The 16215-nt window shown below is 30.6% G+C and carries 14 protein-coding genes and 1 tRNA gene; 8 read left to right on the top strand and 7 right to left on the bottom strand.

Annotated elements, in window-relative coordinates; translation table 11 throughout:
- Positions 1-216 precede the first annotated feature (216 nt).
- From DM444_RS23575 to DM444_RS04155, 4 genes are all read right to left on the bottom strand, one after another.
- Positions 217-287, bottom strand: a tRNA-Cys gene (locus tag DM444_RS23575).
- Between the two features lie 94 nt (positions 288-381).
- Positions 382-741 carry a dihydroneopterin aldolase gene (gene folB / locus DM444_RS04165; RefSeq protein WP_095930566.1) on the bottom strand — a complete coding sequence of 120 codons (360 nt, stop codon included), beginning with the start codon at positions 739-741 and terminating at the stop codon, positions 382-384.
- Between the two features lie 2 nt (positions 742-743).
- Positions 744-1040 carry a hypothetical protein gene (locus DM444_RS04160; RefSeq protein WP_111284287.1) on the bottom strand — a complete coding sequence of 99 codons (297 nt, stop codon included), beginning with the start codon at positions 1038-1040 and terminating at the stop codon, positions 744-746.
- On the bottom strand, positions 1040-1261 hold the full coding sequence (locus tag DM444_RS04155; RefSeq protein WP_109191193.1) for a hypothetical protein: 222 nt from the start codon (positions 1259-1261) through the stop codon (positions 1040-1042). The genes DM444_RS04160 and DM444_RS04155 overlap by 1 nt, the downstream gene beginning before the upstream one ends.
- Positions 1262-1403: 142 nt before the next feature.
- Here DM444_RS04155 and DM444_RS04150 point away from each other — a divergent pair, with 142 nt between their 5' ends.
- From DM444_RS04150 to DM444_RS04130, 5 genes are all read left to right on the top strand, one after another.
- Positions 1404-3521, top strand: a complete 2118-nt coding sequence (locus DM444_RS04150) for a glutamine--tRNA ligase/YqeY domain fusion protein (RefSeq protein ID WP_111284285.1) — start codon at positions 1404-1406, stop codon at positions 3519-3521.
- Between the two features lie 1326 nt (positions 3522-4847).
- Positions 4848-5324, top strand: a complete 477-nt coding sequence (locus DM444_RS04145) for a hypothetical protein (RefSeq protein ID WP_111284283.1) — start codon at positions 4848-4850, stop codon at positions 5322-5324.
- Positions 5325-5417: 93 nt separating this feature from the next.
- Entirely contained in the window at positions 5418-5744 is a 327-nt protein-coding gene (locus DM444_RS04140) for a YtxH domain-containing protein (protein ID WP_111284281.1), read from the top strand.
- Between the two features lie 73 nt (positions 5745-5817).
- Positions 5818-6168 carry a competence protein gene (locus DM444_RS04135; RefSeq protein WP_111284279.1) on the top strand — a complete coding sequence of 117 codons (351 nt, stop codon included), beginning with the start codon at positions 5818-5820 and terminating at the stop codon, positions 6166-6168.
- Positions 6169-6170: 2 nt separating this feature from the next.
- The gene (locus DM444_RS04130) at positions 6171-6425 is read left to right on the top strand and encodes a DUF6327 family protein (RefSeq protein WP_111284277.1); all 255 of its coding nucleotides are present in this window, start codon (positions 6171-6173) and stop codon (positions 6423-6425) included.
- A 21-nt stretch (positions 6426-6446) separates the two neighbouring features.
- On the opposite strand, the gene DM444_RS04125 is transcribed toward DM444_RS04130, so the two are convergent.
- Positions 6447-7430 carry an SPFH domain-containing protein gene (locus tag DM444_RS04125; protein ID WP_111284275.1) on the bottom strand — a complete coding sequence of 328 codons (984 nt, stop codon included), beginning with the start codon at positions 7428-7430 and terminating at the stop codon, positions 6447-6449.
- A gap of 256 nt (positions 7431-7686) precedes the next feature.
- Positions 7687-9192, bottom strand: coding sequence for a glutamate--tRNA ligase (gltX, locus tag DM444_RS04120; RefSeq protein WP_111284273.1), 1506 nt, complete (start codon positions 9190-9192; stop codon positions 7687-7689).
- A 163-nt stretch (positions 9193-9355) separates the two neighbouring features.
- Here gltX and DM444_RS04115 point away from each other — a divergent pair, with 163 nt between their 5' ends.
- Together DM444_RS04115 and ybeY are read left to right on the top strand one after the other, a co-directional pair.
- Complete coding sequence (locus DM444_RS04115) at positions 9356-12757, top strand: DUF4175 family protein (RefSeq protein ID WP_111284271.1); 3402 nt, start codon at positions 9356-9358, stop codon at positions 12755-12757.
- Positions 12754-13173 (top strand): rRNA maturation RNase YbeY, encoded by a 420-nt coding sequence (ybeY, locus tag DM444_RS04110; RefSeq protein WP_111284269.1) that lies wholly within the window; start codon positions 12754-12756, stop codon positions 13171-13173. The genes DM444_RS04115 and ybeY overlap by 4 nt, the downstream gene beginning before the upstream one ends.
- A gap of 221 nt (positions 13174-13394) precedes the next feature.
- Here ybeY and DM444_RS04105 read toward each other — a convergent pair whose 3' ends face one another.
- Positions 13395-13910: a hypothetical protein gene (locus tag DM444_RS04105; RefSeq protein WP_162614913.1), complete on the bottom strand. Its 516-nt coding sequence runs from the start codon at positions 13908-13910 to the stop codon at positions 13395-13397.
- A gap of 177 nt (positions 13911-14087) precedes the next feature.
- On the opposite strand from DM444_RS04105, the gene mnmG reads away from it, so the two are divergent.
- Entirely contained in the window at positions 14088-15959 is a 1872-nt protein-coding gene (mnmG, locus tag DM444_RS04100; RefSeq protein ID WP_111284265.1) for a tRNA uridine-5-carboxymethylaminomethyl(34) synthesis enzyme MnmG, read from the top strand.
- Positions 15960-16215 lie beyond the last annotated feature (256 nt).

Here is a 16215-nt window from a genome sequence, read left to right as displayed (position 1 = left end):
GAAGCAATCTCATTAAAACTTTGACAAAGTTGATTATTAGAAAAGTTTTTAAGTCTAGTTTGTCATTTCGACGAAGGAGAAATCTCCACAAGTAACTCCGCAACAATTATCCAATCTTTGTAGAGCTTCTCGTGGAGATTTCTCCTTCGTCGAAATGACAAGATTGTGGAAAGTTTAGGCATAAAAAAAAGAGACACATTTCTGTATCTCTTTTTGAGGCATCGTCCGGATTCGAACCGGAGTAGGAGCTTTTGCAGAGCCCAGCCTAGCCGCTCGGCCACGACGCCATTACTTGAACGGTTGGCAAAAGTAACTAAAATCTTTAAATTTCAAAAGTTTCGAATGAACTATTTTAAAAAAATACAGATTTAATTGCAATGATTACTTTCTAATTTCCGTCATTTTTATAGTAACTGACTCAACATCACCACCAATAGGCGGATTAATTTTAGAAACCCAAACTGTTGTTTTTTCTACTGTTTCTATCTCTGCAAGTACGCGAATATTGATTCTTTTAGCAACATGTTCTAATAAATGCGAACGAATTGCCATTTCTTCTGCTACAATTTTGTTCAAATGAACATAGTCAACAGTGTCTAAAAGATGATCTGTTTCTGCTGATTTCTGTAAATTGGTTTTAATTTTTAGATCAACAGTATAATCAGATCCAATTTTTCCTTCTTCAATTAAACATCCGTGATAAGAAAAAGTGCGAATGTTTTTAAGTTTAATAACTCCCATTTTTATAGTTTTATTCTTGTAGTGTTTGGATTTTGATAATTGGATGTTACAGCGTATACTGTAACTATTTTGTTAATTTCATCAACTGTAAAATGAATAGTGTATGGGAATTTTTTCAAAGGTAAGGTTCTAACTATATTATACTTTTCTTCAAAAAATGGAAATGTATTTAAAGTATCTACATACTTTTGATATTCATTAAAAAATTTTGTTCCTAAACCATTAGAAAGAGATTCATAATATTCAGCAATTTCATCTACTTCTAATTCAGCTCTTAAGAGAATATTTATTTCGAACATTACTTCTTATTCCATTTAGCATTGAGTCTTTTTTTAGACTCTTCCCAACTAATAAAATCCTCTGGTTTAGCATTTTTTATACGATCCAAAACCATTTCTTGTTGCCATAATGGAATTTCATTCTCAACATTTTCATCTATAGAAACGTCTGGAACATGTTTGAAAAAACTAATAAATGTTTCGTAAAAATCGTCTGGAATTGTAACGGTTAATTGTCTCATAATTCTGAATATTTATACAAAAATACTAAATAAACTAATTGAAGATTTTAAGTTTAACGTTTCATGTTTTGCGCCACTTAAATAACTTTAAACCTGAAACCTGAAACCTTTTTTTTATCTTTGCTAAAATTACTATAAAATAATGGCATCAGAAGAGAAATCACTCAATTTTATTGAACAAATCATAGAGGAAGACGTAAAATCAGGTCTTTCAAATACTAAACTTCGCTTTCGTTTTCCACCAGAACCTAATGGTTATTTACACATAGGGCACGCAAGTTCTATTGCTTTAAATTTTGGTTTAGGAATTGATTATCAATCTCCTGTGAATTTACGTTTTGATGATACAAACCCTGAAAAAGAAGAACAGGAATTTGTTGATGCTATTAAAAAAGATGTAGAATGGTTAGGATATACTTGGGCAGAAGAATGTTATGCATCAGATTATTTCCAACAATTATACGATTGGGCAGTTTTATTAATTAAAAAAGATAAAGCGTATGTTGATAGCCAATCTTCTGAAGATATGGCGATTCAAAAAGGAACTCCATCTACAACTGGAACCGATTCTCCATTTAGAAATCGTTCTGTTGAAGAAAATTTAGATTTATTCGAAAGAATGAAAAATGGTGAATTTGAGGCTGGTACACATATTCTTCGTGCTAAAATTGACATGAAATCAACAAACATGTTAATGCGTGATCCAATTATGTACCGAATTTTACATAAAGAACACCATAGAACTGGAGATGCCTGGAAAATATATCCAATGTACGATTGGGCACACGGACAAAGTGATTATTTAGAGCAGATTTCTCACTCATTTTGTACATTAGAATTCTTGCCTCACCGTGAATTATATGATTGGTTTTTAGATCAGATTTTTGATGATAATAAACTGCGTCCAAAGCAAAGAGAATTCGCAAGACGTAACTTATCGCATACTGTTGTTAGTAAAAGAAAATTACAGCAACTAGTTAAGGAAAAGCATGTTAACGGTTGGGATGATCCAAGAATGTCAACCATTTCTGGATTAAGAAGACGTGGTTATACAGCTGCTTCTTTACGTAATTTTGCTAATACAATTGGTATTGCAAAACGTGATAATTTGATTAATGTATCGGTTTTAGAATTTTGTATTCGTGAAGATTTGAACAAAATTGCACCTCGCGTAATGGCTGTTTTAGATCCTGTAAAATTGGTAATTACAAATTATCCAGAAGAAAAAGAGGAGTGGTTGGAAGCTGAAAATAATCAAGAAGATGAAAATGCAGGTTTCAGAAAAGTGCCTTTTTCTCGTGAATTATACATTGAAAGAGAGGATTTTTTAGAAGAAGCTCCAGCTAAATATTTCCGTTTGACTTTAGGAAAAGAAGTTCGTCTTAAGAATGCTTATATCATTAAAGGAGAATCAGTTGTAAAAGATTCCGAAGGAAATATTACAGAAATTCATGTAACATATGATACTGATTCTTTAAGCGGAAGCGGAACAGAAGCAAGCCAAAGAAAAGTATCTGGAACATTACATTGGGTTTCTATCAAACATGCATTGGAAGCAGAAGTTCGTTTGTACGATCGTTTGTTTACAGATGAAGCTCCAGACAGTTATAAAGACAAAAATTTCTTAGATTTTGTCAATCCAAATTCATTAGAAATTGTAACCGGATTTGTTGAACCAAGTTTATCAACAGTTCAAAATGAAGATAAATTTCAGTTTCAACGTTTAGGTTATTTTACTGTTGATAAAGACTCAACTGCTTCAAAATTAGTATTTAACAAAACTGTTGGATTGAAAGATGCCTGGGAAGAAAAGGGTAAAAAAGAAGAAAACAGCATCAATAATTCTTTAAAAGAAATCAACAAATATTTTAAAGTTGAAACTAAACCAGAACGAATTGCAATTGAAAGTGCAATAGGGGAGAACATCAAAAATGTTTCTAGTTTTTCACTTTTACAACATTCATTAAAGAAGAATATCAACAATAATAAGGCTTCATTGTTATTTTCTCAATTTATTTTGAAATATTCAAATTGGAAATCAACTGATTTTGAGGAAGAAGATATTAAGAAATTATATTCAATGTCATTAAAAAGTGAATCGACTTATGTAAGATCAAAAGCACTTTTGAATATAAGAGATATTGAAAGTGAAAGTTTCAAAAATCAATTTGATGATGAAATTTTGAAATTATATTCAAATCCACCAAAAAATGCTTCTGAAAGAGAAATTGAAATTCTTTCTGAAATGGTGAAGAAGTAATATCAGCTAAATTTATGAAAAGCGCTTTTATAAGCGCTTTTTTTTATTATATAGATTTACTATTGAAATTATAAAATTTATAATTTTTATAGATTAAAAGTGGCTTTCATAAATTGATTTTAATAGAAAATAAAATTTTGTTGGATAAGGAATTCATTTTTTAGATTTAAGATTATTAGAAGCCTTTATTTTAATTTTACCCTCTTTTATCTCCAAATTTTGCCATAAAATTTTTATTAATAAATTATATTGATATAATTTTATATTTATTATTACTTATATTTATTATTAATAAAATCTATTATTTTTATATTTTTAATTTATTTTATAGATTAAAAATGACCTTCATAAATTATCTTTAAGCTAAAATAAAAAATGGTTGAGTAAAGAAGATGTTTTTTAAATTTTCATTCATTATAACTTCTTATTTTAAATTTTTAGTTTTTTAATTTTCATTTTTACTTTAAAACTTATAAAAATAGATTTTAACTATTTTAATTTTAAAATTTAATTATTTTTGTTTATTATTTATTAAATCTATTATAATGTAATTTTTAATTTATTTTATATATGATAATAAATTTCAAAAAATATTTGAAGATGAAAGTAAAAACTAGCTAAATCCTGAAGACACATTTTTATTTCATTTAACAAAACTCTTTTTTTGAAAATTTAGATGTTTTAAATTTCAATTTTCTTCTCAAGAATAAAATTAAAGTTTTTTCTTATTTTTTAAGTTTTGAATTTCAATTTTATAATTATAAGTTTTAACTATTATTTTTTTAATAATACTGTATTTATTATTATTATTTATAAAATTGATTTAAAAATTAAAAGTAATAGTTTTTATAGATTAAAATCAACCTCCATAAATCGATTTTAAGACGTTTTTTAAACTTAATTGATAGATAACTCATTTTTTGAATTATTATTTATTTATGGCTTTTATTTTAGTTTTTGATGTTATTTTAGTCAGTTTAACTGCTTGTTAACACACAATTGTTTATAAAACTGCTATTTTTAACTCAATATCAAAAGTCAGAGATGATTTTTGTAAAAAATTAAAATTTGCCGTAAAGAATCTAAGCTGAGATTTATTGTTTTTAAAAACTCGTAATTTTTATGACAGTAGATTATCAAAACTGATTTCCCAAAAAGACAATTTTATGTTCTCATTTTTATTATGATGTAATTTTGATAATATTTCGCGTAAAAGATATTTTTCAATTTGTATTGTAATGTACAAAATTCCATAATGTTGAATTTGTGTGAAAGTTTAGTTTTTAAATTTCAAGTCTGACAATTTTTAATTTAAATCTAATTATCATGAAAATTTTATATTTTACGCTAGCGTTATTATTTGCAAATGTTGCAATTTCACAAACACATCAAATTACAAAACATAATGGAGAACAACTTGATGTAAATTTTATTAAAAATGAAAATGGTTTAATTTATTATTCAGTAAACGGAAGTTCTGAAGAAATTAAAATTAGTAAACATGCCGTTTCATCTATCACAAATAAACAAACAAAACAAACTCAAAAAATTTCTGATAGAATAATTGTAGATTCAAAAGATGATTACAAAATGGTTACAGTTTTACCACAAGAAAAGACAGTAGGACTGAAGCAGACTGGAACTTTTACTGGAGTCTCGACCAAGACAAAAGGTGAACCGCCTATTGCAAATCAAAACCAAACTGCCATGAGAATTAAAAGTAAGTCGGCTTCAAATGGTTCTCCATTTGTAAGCATAACTGAAAAAGATGGTAAATATGAAGCTACAACTTATGTGTATTAATTAGATTGTTAATTTTTTGTAAATTACAATTAATCAGAAAATTATAAGTTCAAAAAAGAGTATCTTTAAGTAATAATTTAAAATTGTAATATCATGTCTAAGAACTTAAATACAGCCGCAGCAATTTTGGCTGCAGCAGCTGCAGGAGCGGCTATCGGAATTTTATTTGCTCCAGATAAAGGATCTAAAACTCGAGCAAAAATCAAAGAAGGTTTAGATGATGCTAAACATAATATTAAAGATTCTTTTGATGCTAGTTCTGAAGTCTTACGTGAAAGATTTACAAGTGCAACTCAAAATCTTGACGGAACATTAAATGATTTACTTTCAAATGTTAGTCATAAAACAGAAGAAGTAATTACTTTTTTGGAAACTAAATTAGCTGAGTTAAAAGCACAGAACGCTAAACTTCAGAAATAATATTTTTATAAAGCACATTACTTGCCTATTTTTATAAGGAAGTTTTGTGCTTTTTTTATTTAAAATTATAATTATGGCTTTTGAAGAATTAAAAGAAAACACTGAAAAAGTTCAAGATCAGGCTAAAGAATATATTGAAAGTCATTTAGCTTATTATAAACTTTGGGGCTTTAAGGTTGCAATGAAATCGACAACTTTGATCTTTAAGTTTACTTTGATTTTGTTATGTTTCAGTATGGTTATGATTTTTGGATCTTTTGCCGCAGCGTATGCTTTTGGTTCTTTGTTTGAAAGTAATGCTCTCGGATTTTTGACAGTAGGAGGAATCTATTTAGTTATAACTATTTTACTTTTCTTCATAAAAGACAAAATGGTGGAAGGACCAATTTTGGAGAAATTTTCTGAAATCTTTTTTAATGATTAATTATGGAAAGAAAAAAATACTCTTCGTATGCTGAGATTGAAAGAGATCTAGAAATTTTGAAATTGGAGAAAGAAATCAATTATCAGAAATTGGTTTTAAGTTTTCAGAAAACTAAGGAAAGTATCACACCGCAAAATATTGTAAATGGTTTTGTTTCATCTTACACTGAATACTTTTCAAATTCTTATCTAAAAATTATTCAATCAATTTTACCTTATGTGATTGGTTGGTTTATGAATAAAAAAAGAGGCGATTAAGCCTCTTTTTTATTTTTCAATTTATTGCTGAACATCTGGTTGAATGTCGTCTTCGTAACCAGATTGATGTTGAGTTGGTTTTTGTTTTTCAATCTTTTTGGTATTCTTTTTCATCATTTCGCCAACTTGGTTTGAAGCTGAAAATGAAGCAACCATATTATTCAACATATCACTTCCAGCTTGAGGAGAATTTGGAAGAAGAATCAAGTTAGAATTTGTATCAGATCCAATAGATTGTAACGTATCATAATGTTGAGTTACTACAATTAGGGCAGAAGCTTCTTGAGAATTAATTCCAACTTTGTTCAAAACTTCAACACTTTCTACAAGACCTCTTGCAATTTCACGACGCTGATCTGCAATACCTTGTCCTTGTAAACGTTTACTTTCTGCTTCAGCTTTTGCTTTTGCAACAATTCTAATTCTTGAACTTTCAGCTTCAAATTCAGCTGCAGTTTTTTCTCTATCAGCAGCGTTGATTCTGTTCATTGCATTTTTTACCTGGATGTCTGGATCAATATCTGTAACCAAAGTATTAATGATATCATATCCGTAAGTAGACATTGCTTCGTTCAATTCACGTTTTACTGCAACTGCAATATCATCTTTTCTTTCAAAAACATCATCCAATTTTAATTTTGGAACTTCGGCACGAACCACGTCAAAAACATAAGAAGTAATCTGATCGTGTGGATATTCTAATTTATAAAATGCTTCGTAAACTTTATCTTGAATCACTTTAAACTGAACTGAAACTTTCATTTTGATGAAAACGTTGTCTCTAGTTTTAGTTTCGATGATAACATCTAACTGTTGAATTTTAAGATTTACTCTTCCGGCCAATCTATCAACCATTGGAATTTTAAGTTGCAATCCTGAATTTCTAACACTTTGGAATTTTCCAAAACGTTCAATAATTACAGAAGATTGCTGTTTCACAGTAAAGAAAGACGACATAAAAATGAAGAATGCCAATACTAAAATGATAATTAATGCTGTACTCATGGTTTTTTAATTTATATTTATGATTCTGGTAAATTACGAAAATTCTTCTAAAATAAAATTATCAAACATTAAAAAAACGCTAAGAACATTTTTGAGATGTTTCTTAGCGTTTCTATTTTTTTAAACATTAAGGCATTAAGAAAATTAAGATCAAGCTTTGTCAAGAGAATAAAGCTGAGTTTTATGAACTAAAATCTTTTACTATTTTACCATCAAGAAAAGCTTAATTAACTTAATATCTTAATGGTAATTTTTTTTATAAACTTGAAATTGCTTTCTGAATTCTAGAAATAGTTTCTTCTTTTCCAATGATTTCAACAATGTCAAATAGGTGAGGACCTTTAAGAGCTCCAACCAAACTTAGACGGAAAGGTTGCATTACTTTACCCATTCCGATTTCGTTTTTAGTTAACCAATCTTTTACAATTGTTTCAATATTTGCTGAAGTAAAATCTTCAATATTTTCTAAAACTGAAATCAATTCCTGCATTAAAGTTGGAGTTTCTTCTTTCCAATTTTTACTTGCTTTTTCATCGTATGATGTTGGAGCCTGGAAAAAGAAATCTGTTAAATCCCAAAAATCAGAAACAAAGTTTGCTCTTTCTTTGATAAGTGATACAATTCGAGTTGTCACTTCGAGCGGAGTTGAGAAGCCTTTTTCTTCTAAAATAGGAGTGAAGCTTTTTGCCAAATCAGCATCATTTTGTTTTACTAAATATTGGTGGTTGAACCATTTGTTTTTCTCTGGATCAAATTTAGCTCCAGCTTTATGAACTCTGTTCAAGTCAAAAGATTCAGCTAATTCTTCTAACGAAAATAATTCTTTGTCAGTTCCATCGTTCCATCCTAAAAGAGCAAGGAAGTTTACAACTGCTTCTGGGAAAAATCCTTTTTCTCTGTAACCAGATGAAATGCCTTCTTCAGTTTTCCATTCTAATGGAAATACTGGAAATCCCATTTTGTCTCCATCTCTTTTTGATAATTTACCATTTCCAATTGGTTTCAAAATCAAAGGTAAATGTGCAAATTCTGGAGCTTCCCAACCAAATGCTTTGTATAATAAAACGTGAAGTGGCATAGATGGCAGCCATTCTTCACCACGAATTACATGTGACGTTTCCATCAAATGATCATCGACAATATTTGCTAAATGGTATGTTGGCATTCCGTCACTTTTGAATAAAACTTTATCATCCAAAAGATTAGTTTCAAACTTCACATCTCCACGAATGATATCTTTCAAATGTAAAATTTCATCAACTGGAGTTTTAAAACGGATTACATAATGCTCTCCATTTGCAATTCTCTTAGCAGTTTCTTCTGCAGAAATAACTAGAGAAGTATCTAATTTTTCACGATTGTGGTGATTGTAAATAAATGTTTTTCCTTCAGCTTCATGCTCATTTCTTAATGAAGTTAAAGATTCTGGAGTATCAAAAGCATAATAAGCCCAACCAGAATTTATCAACTGATCAGCATATTGTTGGTATAAATCTTTACGTTCGCTTTGTCTGTATGGACCAAACTTTTCATTTTTTCCAACCGTTTCTTCAGGAGCAATTCCTAACCATTCAAGAGCTTCCATAATGTAAGCCTCTGCACCAGGAACAAAACGAGTCTGATCTGTATCTTCAATTCTCAGATAAAAAACACCGTTATGTTTCTTTGCAAATAAATAATTAAATAGGGCAGTACGAACTCCGCCGATATGTAATGGTCCAGTCGGACTTGGTGCAAAACGCACACGAACTTGCTTTGACATTTGTTTAAAATTTTGTTGCAAAGATACGTTTTATGATTTTAGATTTCAGAATGTTGATTTCAGATTTTCAATCTTAGAACCTTAGCGTCTTAGTAACTTAGAATCTTAAAAAGGTATTATTATAATTACTACTTTTATAGGTTATAATTAAAACAGATTTATTTTGAAAACATCATCTGCCATATATCAAAAGTTAGAGGCTTTCATTAAGAAATATTATACCAATGAATTGATAAAAGGGATATTACTTTTTACAGGTTTTGGGTTGCTGTATTTTCTATTTACGCTTTTTATAGAATACTTTCTTTGGTTGAAACCTCTTGGAAGAACTTTTCTATTTTGGTTATTTGTTGGAGTTGAAGTTTTTCTTTTAATCCGTTTAATTCTTTTCCCATTGTTCAAGTTATTCAAACTTCAAAAGGGAATAGATTATACTCAAGCTTCAAAAATTATAGGAAATCATTTCACAGAAGTGAGTGATAAGCTGACGAACTTTTTACAATTGTCTTCTGAAAATAATGCTGAAAGTTCTGAATTAGTTTTAGCTTCAATCGAGCAAAAAGCAAATTCGCTTCAGCCAATTCCATTTGGAAATGCAATCAATTTTAAAGCTAACAAAAAATATTTGCCATTAGCTTTAGTACCAATTTTACTTTTTGCAGTGTTTTATATTTCTGGAAATAGTAATGTAATTTCTCAAAGTTTGAATAGAGTAGTGCATTTCAATTCTGCATTTTTACCGCCAGCTCCTTTCAAATTTGTGGTATTGAATTCGAATTTACAGGCAGAACAAAATAAAGATTTTGTGATCAAAATGGAATCTGTTGGGAATGTAGTTCCAGAAAATGTGATGATTCATATTGGTGACGAAAGCTATTTTATGGAGTCTTCTCAACCTGGAAAGTTTGAATTTAAAGTAGAGAAACCAGCAGAAAATATTCAATTTTCTTTTGAAGGAAATTCGGTTATTTCTGAGGAATACGAATTGAAAGTAATCACAGTTCCATCAATTGCAAACTTCGAAATGGTCTTGAATTTTCCTTCTTATCTAAAGAAAAAATCAGAGACAATTCAAGGAACTGGAAACGCAATTGTACCAGAAGGAACAACTGTAACTTGGAAAATTAATACTAAATCTACACAAGAAGTAGCATGGAAAAAAGATAATGAAGTTTTCAAGTTTAATAAGGTAGAAAATGAGTTTAAATTGGCTAAAAATATAAGTCAAAATACAGAATATCAAATTCTTACGTCTAATGATAAGGTTAAATACTACGAGAAATTAGACTATCAGCTGTCTGTAATCAAAGATCAGTATCCAACCATTAATGTGGGGCCTGCGCCAGACAGTTTGAAGTTAGATAAGAACTATATTTTAGGAAGATTGAGTGATGATTACGGACTAGCAAAGCTACAAATTGTATACTACGAACGTAACAAACCACAATCTGCAAAGCGTGGAAATATTCCTGTGAAGTCTGGAGTATTCGATCAGTTTGTTTTTAATTTTCCAAGTAATCTTCCAGTTGAAGAAGGCGTGTCTTACGAATACTATTTTGAAGTTTTTGATAACGATGCTCCACACGGATTTAAGTCTACAAAGTCTTCTACGTTTTCAGATCGTGTAGCTACAACAGATGAAATTCAGGATCAGGAATTACAACAGCAGAATAATAATATCAATAGTTTATCTAAATCTTTGAAGAACCAAACGAAGCAAATTTCAGAAATGGATAAGCTTCAAAATACCGGAAAAGAAAAAGATAATTTAGAGTTTAAAGATCAGCAGAAGATCAATGATTTTATCAAACGTCAGAAACAACAAGACGAAATGATGAAACAGTTTTCTGAGAAAATGAATCAGAATTTAGATAAATTCAAAGATGATAAGAAGGATAAAACTGCTGAAGATTTACAGAAGCGTTTGGATAATGCACAGAAAGATTTAGAAAAGAATCAGAAATTATTAGACGAATTAAAGAACTTGAATGATAAATTAAACAGTGAAGAACTGTTTGATAAAATGGAAAAGTTCAAACAAATCAGTAAAAACCAATCTCGTAATTTAGAGCAATTGGTTGAGTTGACCAAGCGTTTTTATGTTTCTAAAAAAGCAGAACAAGTTGCTGAGAAACTAAATAAACTCTCAGAACAACAGGAACAGTTATCTAATAAAGAGAAAGAAAATACGAAAGAGAAGCAAGATGAAATCAATAAATCTTTTGAAAAAATTCAAGAAGATTTAAAAGATTTGAAAGAAGAAAATAAGACTTTAAAGAAACCTTTAGACATTCCATCTGATGCTTCTAAAGAGAAAGATGTAGACAATGATCTTAATAAAGCTTCTGAAGAATTAAGCAAAAAGAATACTTCTGGTGCTAAGCCAAAACAGAAAAGTGCTGCAAAGAAAATGAAGTCTATGGCTCAGGAAATGCAGAGCGAAATGGAAGGTGGAGAACAAGAACAATTAGAAGAAGATGTAGCAATGCTTCGTCAGATTCTAGACAATCTTTTAGCTTATTCTTTATCACAAGAAGATGTGATGAAACAGTTCAAGGCAATGAAATTAGGTTCATCTACATTTACAAAGAACATCAAGATTCAGCAGAATTTAAAACAACAGTTTAGACATGTTGATGATAGTTTGTTTGCACTTTCATTACGTAACCCAAAGGTAGCAGAAGACGTAACTAAAGAAATTGGAAATGTACAATACAACATGGATAAAGCGATTGAAACTTTAACTGATGTTCAAATTCCTAGAGGAGTTTCACACCAACAATATGCTGTTTCATCTGCTAATAAGTTAGCGGATTTCTTGAGCGATCTATTGAACAATATGCAGATGTCTATGCCTAAACCAGGAGCTGGAAAACCAAAACCTGGTGACGGACCTGGAATGCAATTGCCAGATATTATTCAGAAACAAAAAGGTCTAGCCGATAAGATGAAAGAAGGAATGAAGTCAGGACAACAACAGGGAGATAAACCTGGTGAAGGTAAAGATGGAAAGTCTGGACAAGGACAAAGCGGGCAGGGTAAAGATGGTCAAGGTAAGGAAGGCCAAGGAAATAAAAGTGGTGATAAAGGTTCTTCTGGTAAAGATGGAAAGAATGGAAAAGGAGAGAAGAATGGTAATGAAGGAGAAGATGGTGAAGGAGATGCAGAAGCTATTATGGAAATTTATAAAGTGCAAGTTAAACTTAGAGAAGCATTACAAAAAGAATTAGCAAAGAAAGGTTTAGACTCTCAAGGTAAATCTGTGATAGATCAAATGAAGCAATCTGAAAAACAAATTTTAAATAAAGGTTTTAAGAATGAGAACTTGCAACGTATACTAAACATCCAACAAGAATTATGGAAATTAAACAATGCAGTTCAGCAACAAGGGCAAGATACACAAAGACAATCTGAAACAAATAAGGCTGAATTTACAAATCGTTCGAATGCTTTACCAAGTTCATTATTGGAATATTTAAACAGCGTTGAGATATTAAACAGACAATCACTACCTTTGCGCTCGAATTTTAATCAAAAAGTTCAAGAATACTTTAATACAAAATGATAAATTTTAATTACGAAACTGATTTTACTTTAGGAGACGAGCAGGCTTTTAGCGACTGGTTAAGTGCAGTAATTGTTTCTGAGAACAAGATTGAAGGAGAGATCAATTATATATTTTGTGACGATGAATATCTTCATAAGATCAACGTTGAATATCTAGATCACGACACACTTACAGATATAATTAGTTTTGATTATACAGTTGGTAACGAGTTAAATGGAGATATTTTTGTATCTATAGAACGAGTTGCAGACAATGCAAAAGACTTCAATGTTTCATTTGCTGAAGAACTAAAAAGAGTACTGTCTCATGGTATACTTCATTATTGTGGATACAAGGATAAGACAGATGAAGATGCTCAATTAATGAGAGGAAAGGAAGAAGAGAAGATGAAGATGTTTCACGTGGAACAGTAATTATATCTCTTTTAAAATATATGTTCCACGTGAAACATTTTGTTTTTTTGATTTTTAAACGTTCCACGTGAAACATATTTAAGTAGAATAAAAGAATTTTATAACGTTCCACGTGGAACGTTGAAGCGAATAATTCGGATAAAAGATTAAATCGTTCCACGTGGAACGATTTTTAAGTTTGAATTTTAAAGAGAAAAAAGATGTTTCACGTGGAACATGGTTTAAAAATATTCTTTGGAAGTTTGGAATGGAAGTTTAGAATGGAAGTTTAGAATGGAAGCCTGAAAATGTTTCACGTGAAACATTTGATATAAAGATTCTATTTCGGATTTCTGATTTGAAAGTTCTGATTTGAAAGTTCTGATTTGAAAGTTCTGATTTGAAAGTTCTGTTTTGAGAGTTCTGTTTTGAGAGTTCTGTTTTGAGAGTTCTGTTTTGAGAGTTCTGTTTTGAGAGTTCTGATTTGAGAGTTCTGATTTGAGAGTTCTGATTTGAGAGTTCTGATTTGAGAGTTCTGATTTGAAAGTTCTGTTTTGAAAGTTCTGATTTGAAAGTTCTATTTGAAAGTTCTGATTTGAAAGTTCTGATGTGAAAGTTCTGCTTTGAAAGTTCTGCTTTGGAAGTTCTGCTTTGAAAGTTCTGATTTGAAAGTTCTGCTTTGAAAGTTCTGATTTGAAAGTTCTGATTTGAAAGTTCTGATTTGAAAGTTCTGATTTGAAGGAAATAAAATGTTTCACGTGAAACATTTTTATTGATTCCAGAATTTGAGAATTCCGGTTGACACGTTCCAGTTTGAACTTGAAACCTGAAACTTCAAAACTTGAAACAAAATATAAAGTTCCACGTGGAACAAGGAAAAAATAAATGTAATTCTAAAAACCGCGTTAGCGGTTTTTGGAGAATAATAAAACAAAATGTTTTTAGAAGAATACGATGTTATTGTGGTTGGTGCAGGCCATGCTGGTTCTGAAGCTGCGGCTGCGGCTGCAAATTTGGGATCAAAAACTTTATTGGTTACAATGAGTTTGCAAAACATAGCACAGATGTCTTGTAATCCTGCGATGGGAGGAATTGCAAAAGGACAGATTGTTCGAGAAATTGATGCGCTTGGTGGGTATTCAGGAATTGTTTCTGATAAGACTGCAATTCAGTTTAAGATGTTGAACAAATCAAAAGGACCTGCAATGTGGTCGCCAAGAGTTCAAAGTGATAGAATGCGTTTTGCAGAAGAATGGAGAATGATGTTGGAGGCGACTCCAAATCTTGATTTTTATCAAGAAATGGTAAAAGGGTTAATTATTGAAGATGGAAAGATAAAAGGAATTAGAACTTCACTTGGTGTGGAGATTCGTTCCAAATCTGTGGTTTTGACAAATGGTACTTTTTTGAATGGTTTGATTCATATCGGAGAAAAACAATTCGGAGGAGGTAGAGCAGGAGAAAGTGCTGCAACCGGAATTACCGAAGATTTGATTAAAGCAGGTTTTGAAGCTGGAAGAATGAAAACAGGAACGCCACCACGAGTAGATGGGCGTTCTTTAGATTATTCTAAAATGAATGAAGAAAAAGGAGATGCGAAGCCAGCCAAGTTTTCTTATTCAGATGTGACCGCTCCATTAACGCATCAGCGTTCTTGTTATATGACATACACTTCGTTGAATGTTCATGATATTTTGAGAGAAGGTTTTGATCGTTCTCCAATGTTCAACGGAAGAATCAAAAGTTTAGGACCAAGATATTGTCCTTCGATTGAAGATAAAATAAATCGTTTCGCAGATAAAGAACGTCACCAATTATTTGTTGAGCCAGAAGGATGGAATACTTGCGAAGTTTATGTAAACGGATTTTCAACTTCACTCCCAGAAGATATTCAATTTAAAGCGCTTCGTTCTGTTGCAGGTTTTGAAAATGTAAAATTCTTCAGACCTGGTTATGCTATCGAATATGATTTCTTTCCGCCGACACAATTGAAACATACTTTAGAAACGAAGTTAGTTGAAGGATTATATTTCGCTGGACAGATTAATGGAACGACAGGATATGAAGAAGCAGCTTCTCAAGGTTTGATGGCTGGAATAAATGCACACTTGAAAGTGCATGAAAAAGATCCGTTGATTTTAAAACGTGATGAAGCGTATATCGGAGTTTTAATTGATGACTTGATTACGAAAGGAACAGAAGAACCATATCGTATGTTTACATCAAGAGCAGAGTATAGAACTTTGTTGCGTCAAGATAATGCCGATTTCAGATTGACTCCAATGTCATACGAAATTGGTTTAGCTTCTGAAGATCGTTTACGAAGAATGGAAAAGAAATTAAATGAATCTGAAAAGATGGTTCAGTTCTTTAAAGAAACAAGTGTTACGATTGCTGAAACAAATCCGATTTTGGAAGCGAAAGAATCAGCACCAATTTCGCAAGGAGATAAAATGTTTAAGATTTTCTCTCGTCCACAAATTGAATTAGAAGATATGTTGAAATTTGAAAAGGTTTCAGCTTATATTGAAGAAAATGAGTTGGATGAAGAAATTGTAGAACAGGCAGTAATTCAAGTTAAATATTCTGGTTATATCGAAAAAGAAAGAAATAATGCAGATAAGCTAAATCGTTTGGAAGAAGTAAAAATTCCAGAGAATTTCGATTATAATAAAATCAAATCAATGTCTATTGAAGCAAAACAGAAATTAAGCAAGATTCGTCCGGTAACTATTTCTCAAGCTTCAAGAATCAGCGGAGTATCACCAAGTGATATTTCTGTGCTTTTGATTTATATGGGAAGATAAAGAAGTTCGCAGTCACAGTTTTTAGTTTCCAGTTTTTACTGCGACTGAAAACCGCGACTGAAAACTATTAAATGTTCCACGTGAAACTATTTTTCGTTTTTAATTTTCAGAATTCATTATAAATCTAAAATCTAAAGTAAGAAATCTAAAATTGTAGCTGTTCCACGTGAAACCTTTTGAAGATTTTCGTAAAGTAATATTTCATTAAAAGTACCTTTGCAGGTATATTGAATTGTAAAAAGTGAAAAGAAAATCT

The sequence above is a fragment of the Flavobacterium ginsenosidimutans genome (assembly GCF_003254625.1).
Lineage (GTDB): Bacteria > Bacteroidota > Bacteroidia > Flavobacteriales > Flavobacteriaceae > Flavobacterium > Flavobacterium ginsenosidimutans.
This window is presented reverse-complemented; position numbering and strand designations above follow the sequence as displayed.

What these genes read in the sequence shown, in the direction of transcription:
- gltX (WP_111284273.1), bottom strand. Translation starts at nt 9,192, where the DNA reads ATGTCAAAGCAAGTTCGTGTGCGTTTTGCACCAAGTCCGACTGGACCA.
- mnmG (WP_111284265.1), top strand. Translation starts at nt 14,088, where the DNA reads ATGTTTTTAGAAGAATACGATGTTATTGTGGTTGGTGCAGGCCATGCT.
- DM444_RS04155 (WP_109191193.1), bottom strand. Translation starts at nt 1,261, where the DNA reads ATGAGACAATTAACCGTTACAATTCCAGACGATTTTTACGAAACATTT.
- ybeY (WP_111284269.1), top strand. Translation starts at nt 12,754, where the DNA reads ATGATAAATTTTAATTACGAAACTGATTTTACTTTAGGAGACGAGCAG.
- DM444_RS04130 (WP_111284277.1), top strand. Translation starts at nt 6,171, where the DNA reads ATGGAAAGAAAAAAATACTCTTCGTATGCTGAGATTGAAAGAGATCTA.
- DM444_RS04125 (WP_111284275.1), bottom strand. Translation starts at nt 7,430, where the DNA reads ATGAGTACAGCATTAATTATCATTTTAGTATTGGCATTCTTCATTTTT.
- DM444_RS04150 (WP_111284285.1), top strand. Translation starts at nt 1,404, where the DNA reads ATGGCATCAGAAGAGAAATCACTCAATTTTATTGAACAAATCATAGAG.
- DM444_RS04135 (WP_111284279.1), top strand. Translation starts at nt 5,818, where the DNA reads ATGGCTTTTGAAGAATTAAAAGAAAACACTGAAAAAGTTCAAGATCAG.
- folB (WP_095930566.1), bottom strand. Translation starts at nt 741, where the DNA reads ATGGGAGTTATTAAACTTAAAAACATTCGCACTTTTTCTTATCACGGA.
- DM444_RS04145 (WP_111284283.1), top strand. Translation starts at nt 4,848, where the DNA reads ATGAAAATTTTATATTTTACGCTAGCGTTATTATTTGCAAATGTTGCA.
- DM444_RS04140 (WP_111284281.1), top strand. Translation starts at nt 5,418, where the DNA reads ATGTCTAAGAACTTAAATACAGCCGCAGCAATTTTGGCTGCAGCAGCT.
- DM444_RS04160 (WP_111284287.1), bottom strand. Translation starts at nt 1,040, where the DNA reads ATGTTCGAAATAAATATTCTCTTAAGAGCTGAATTAGAAGTAGATGAA.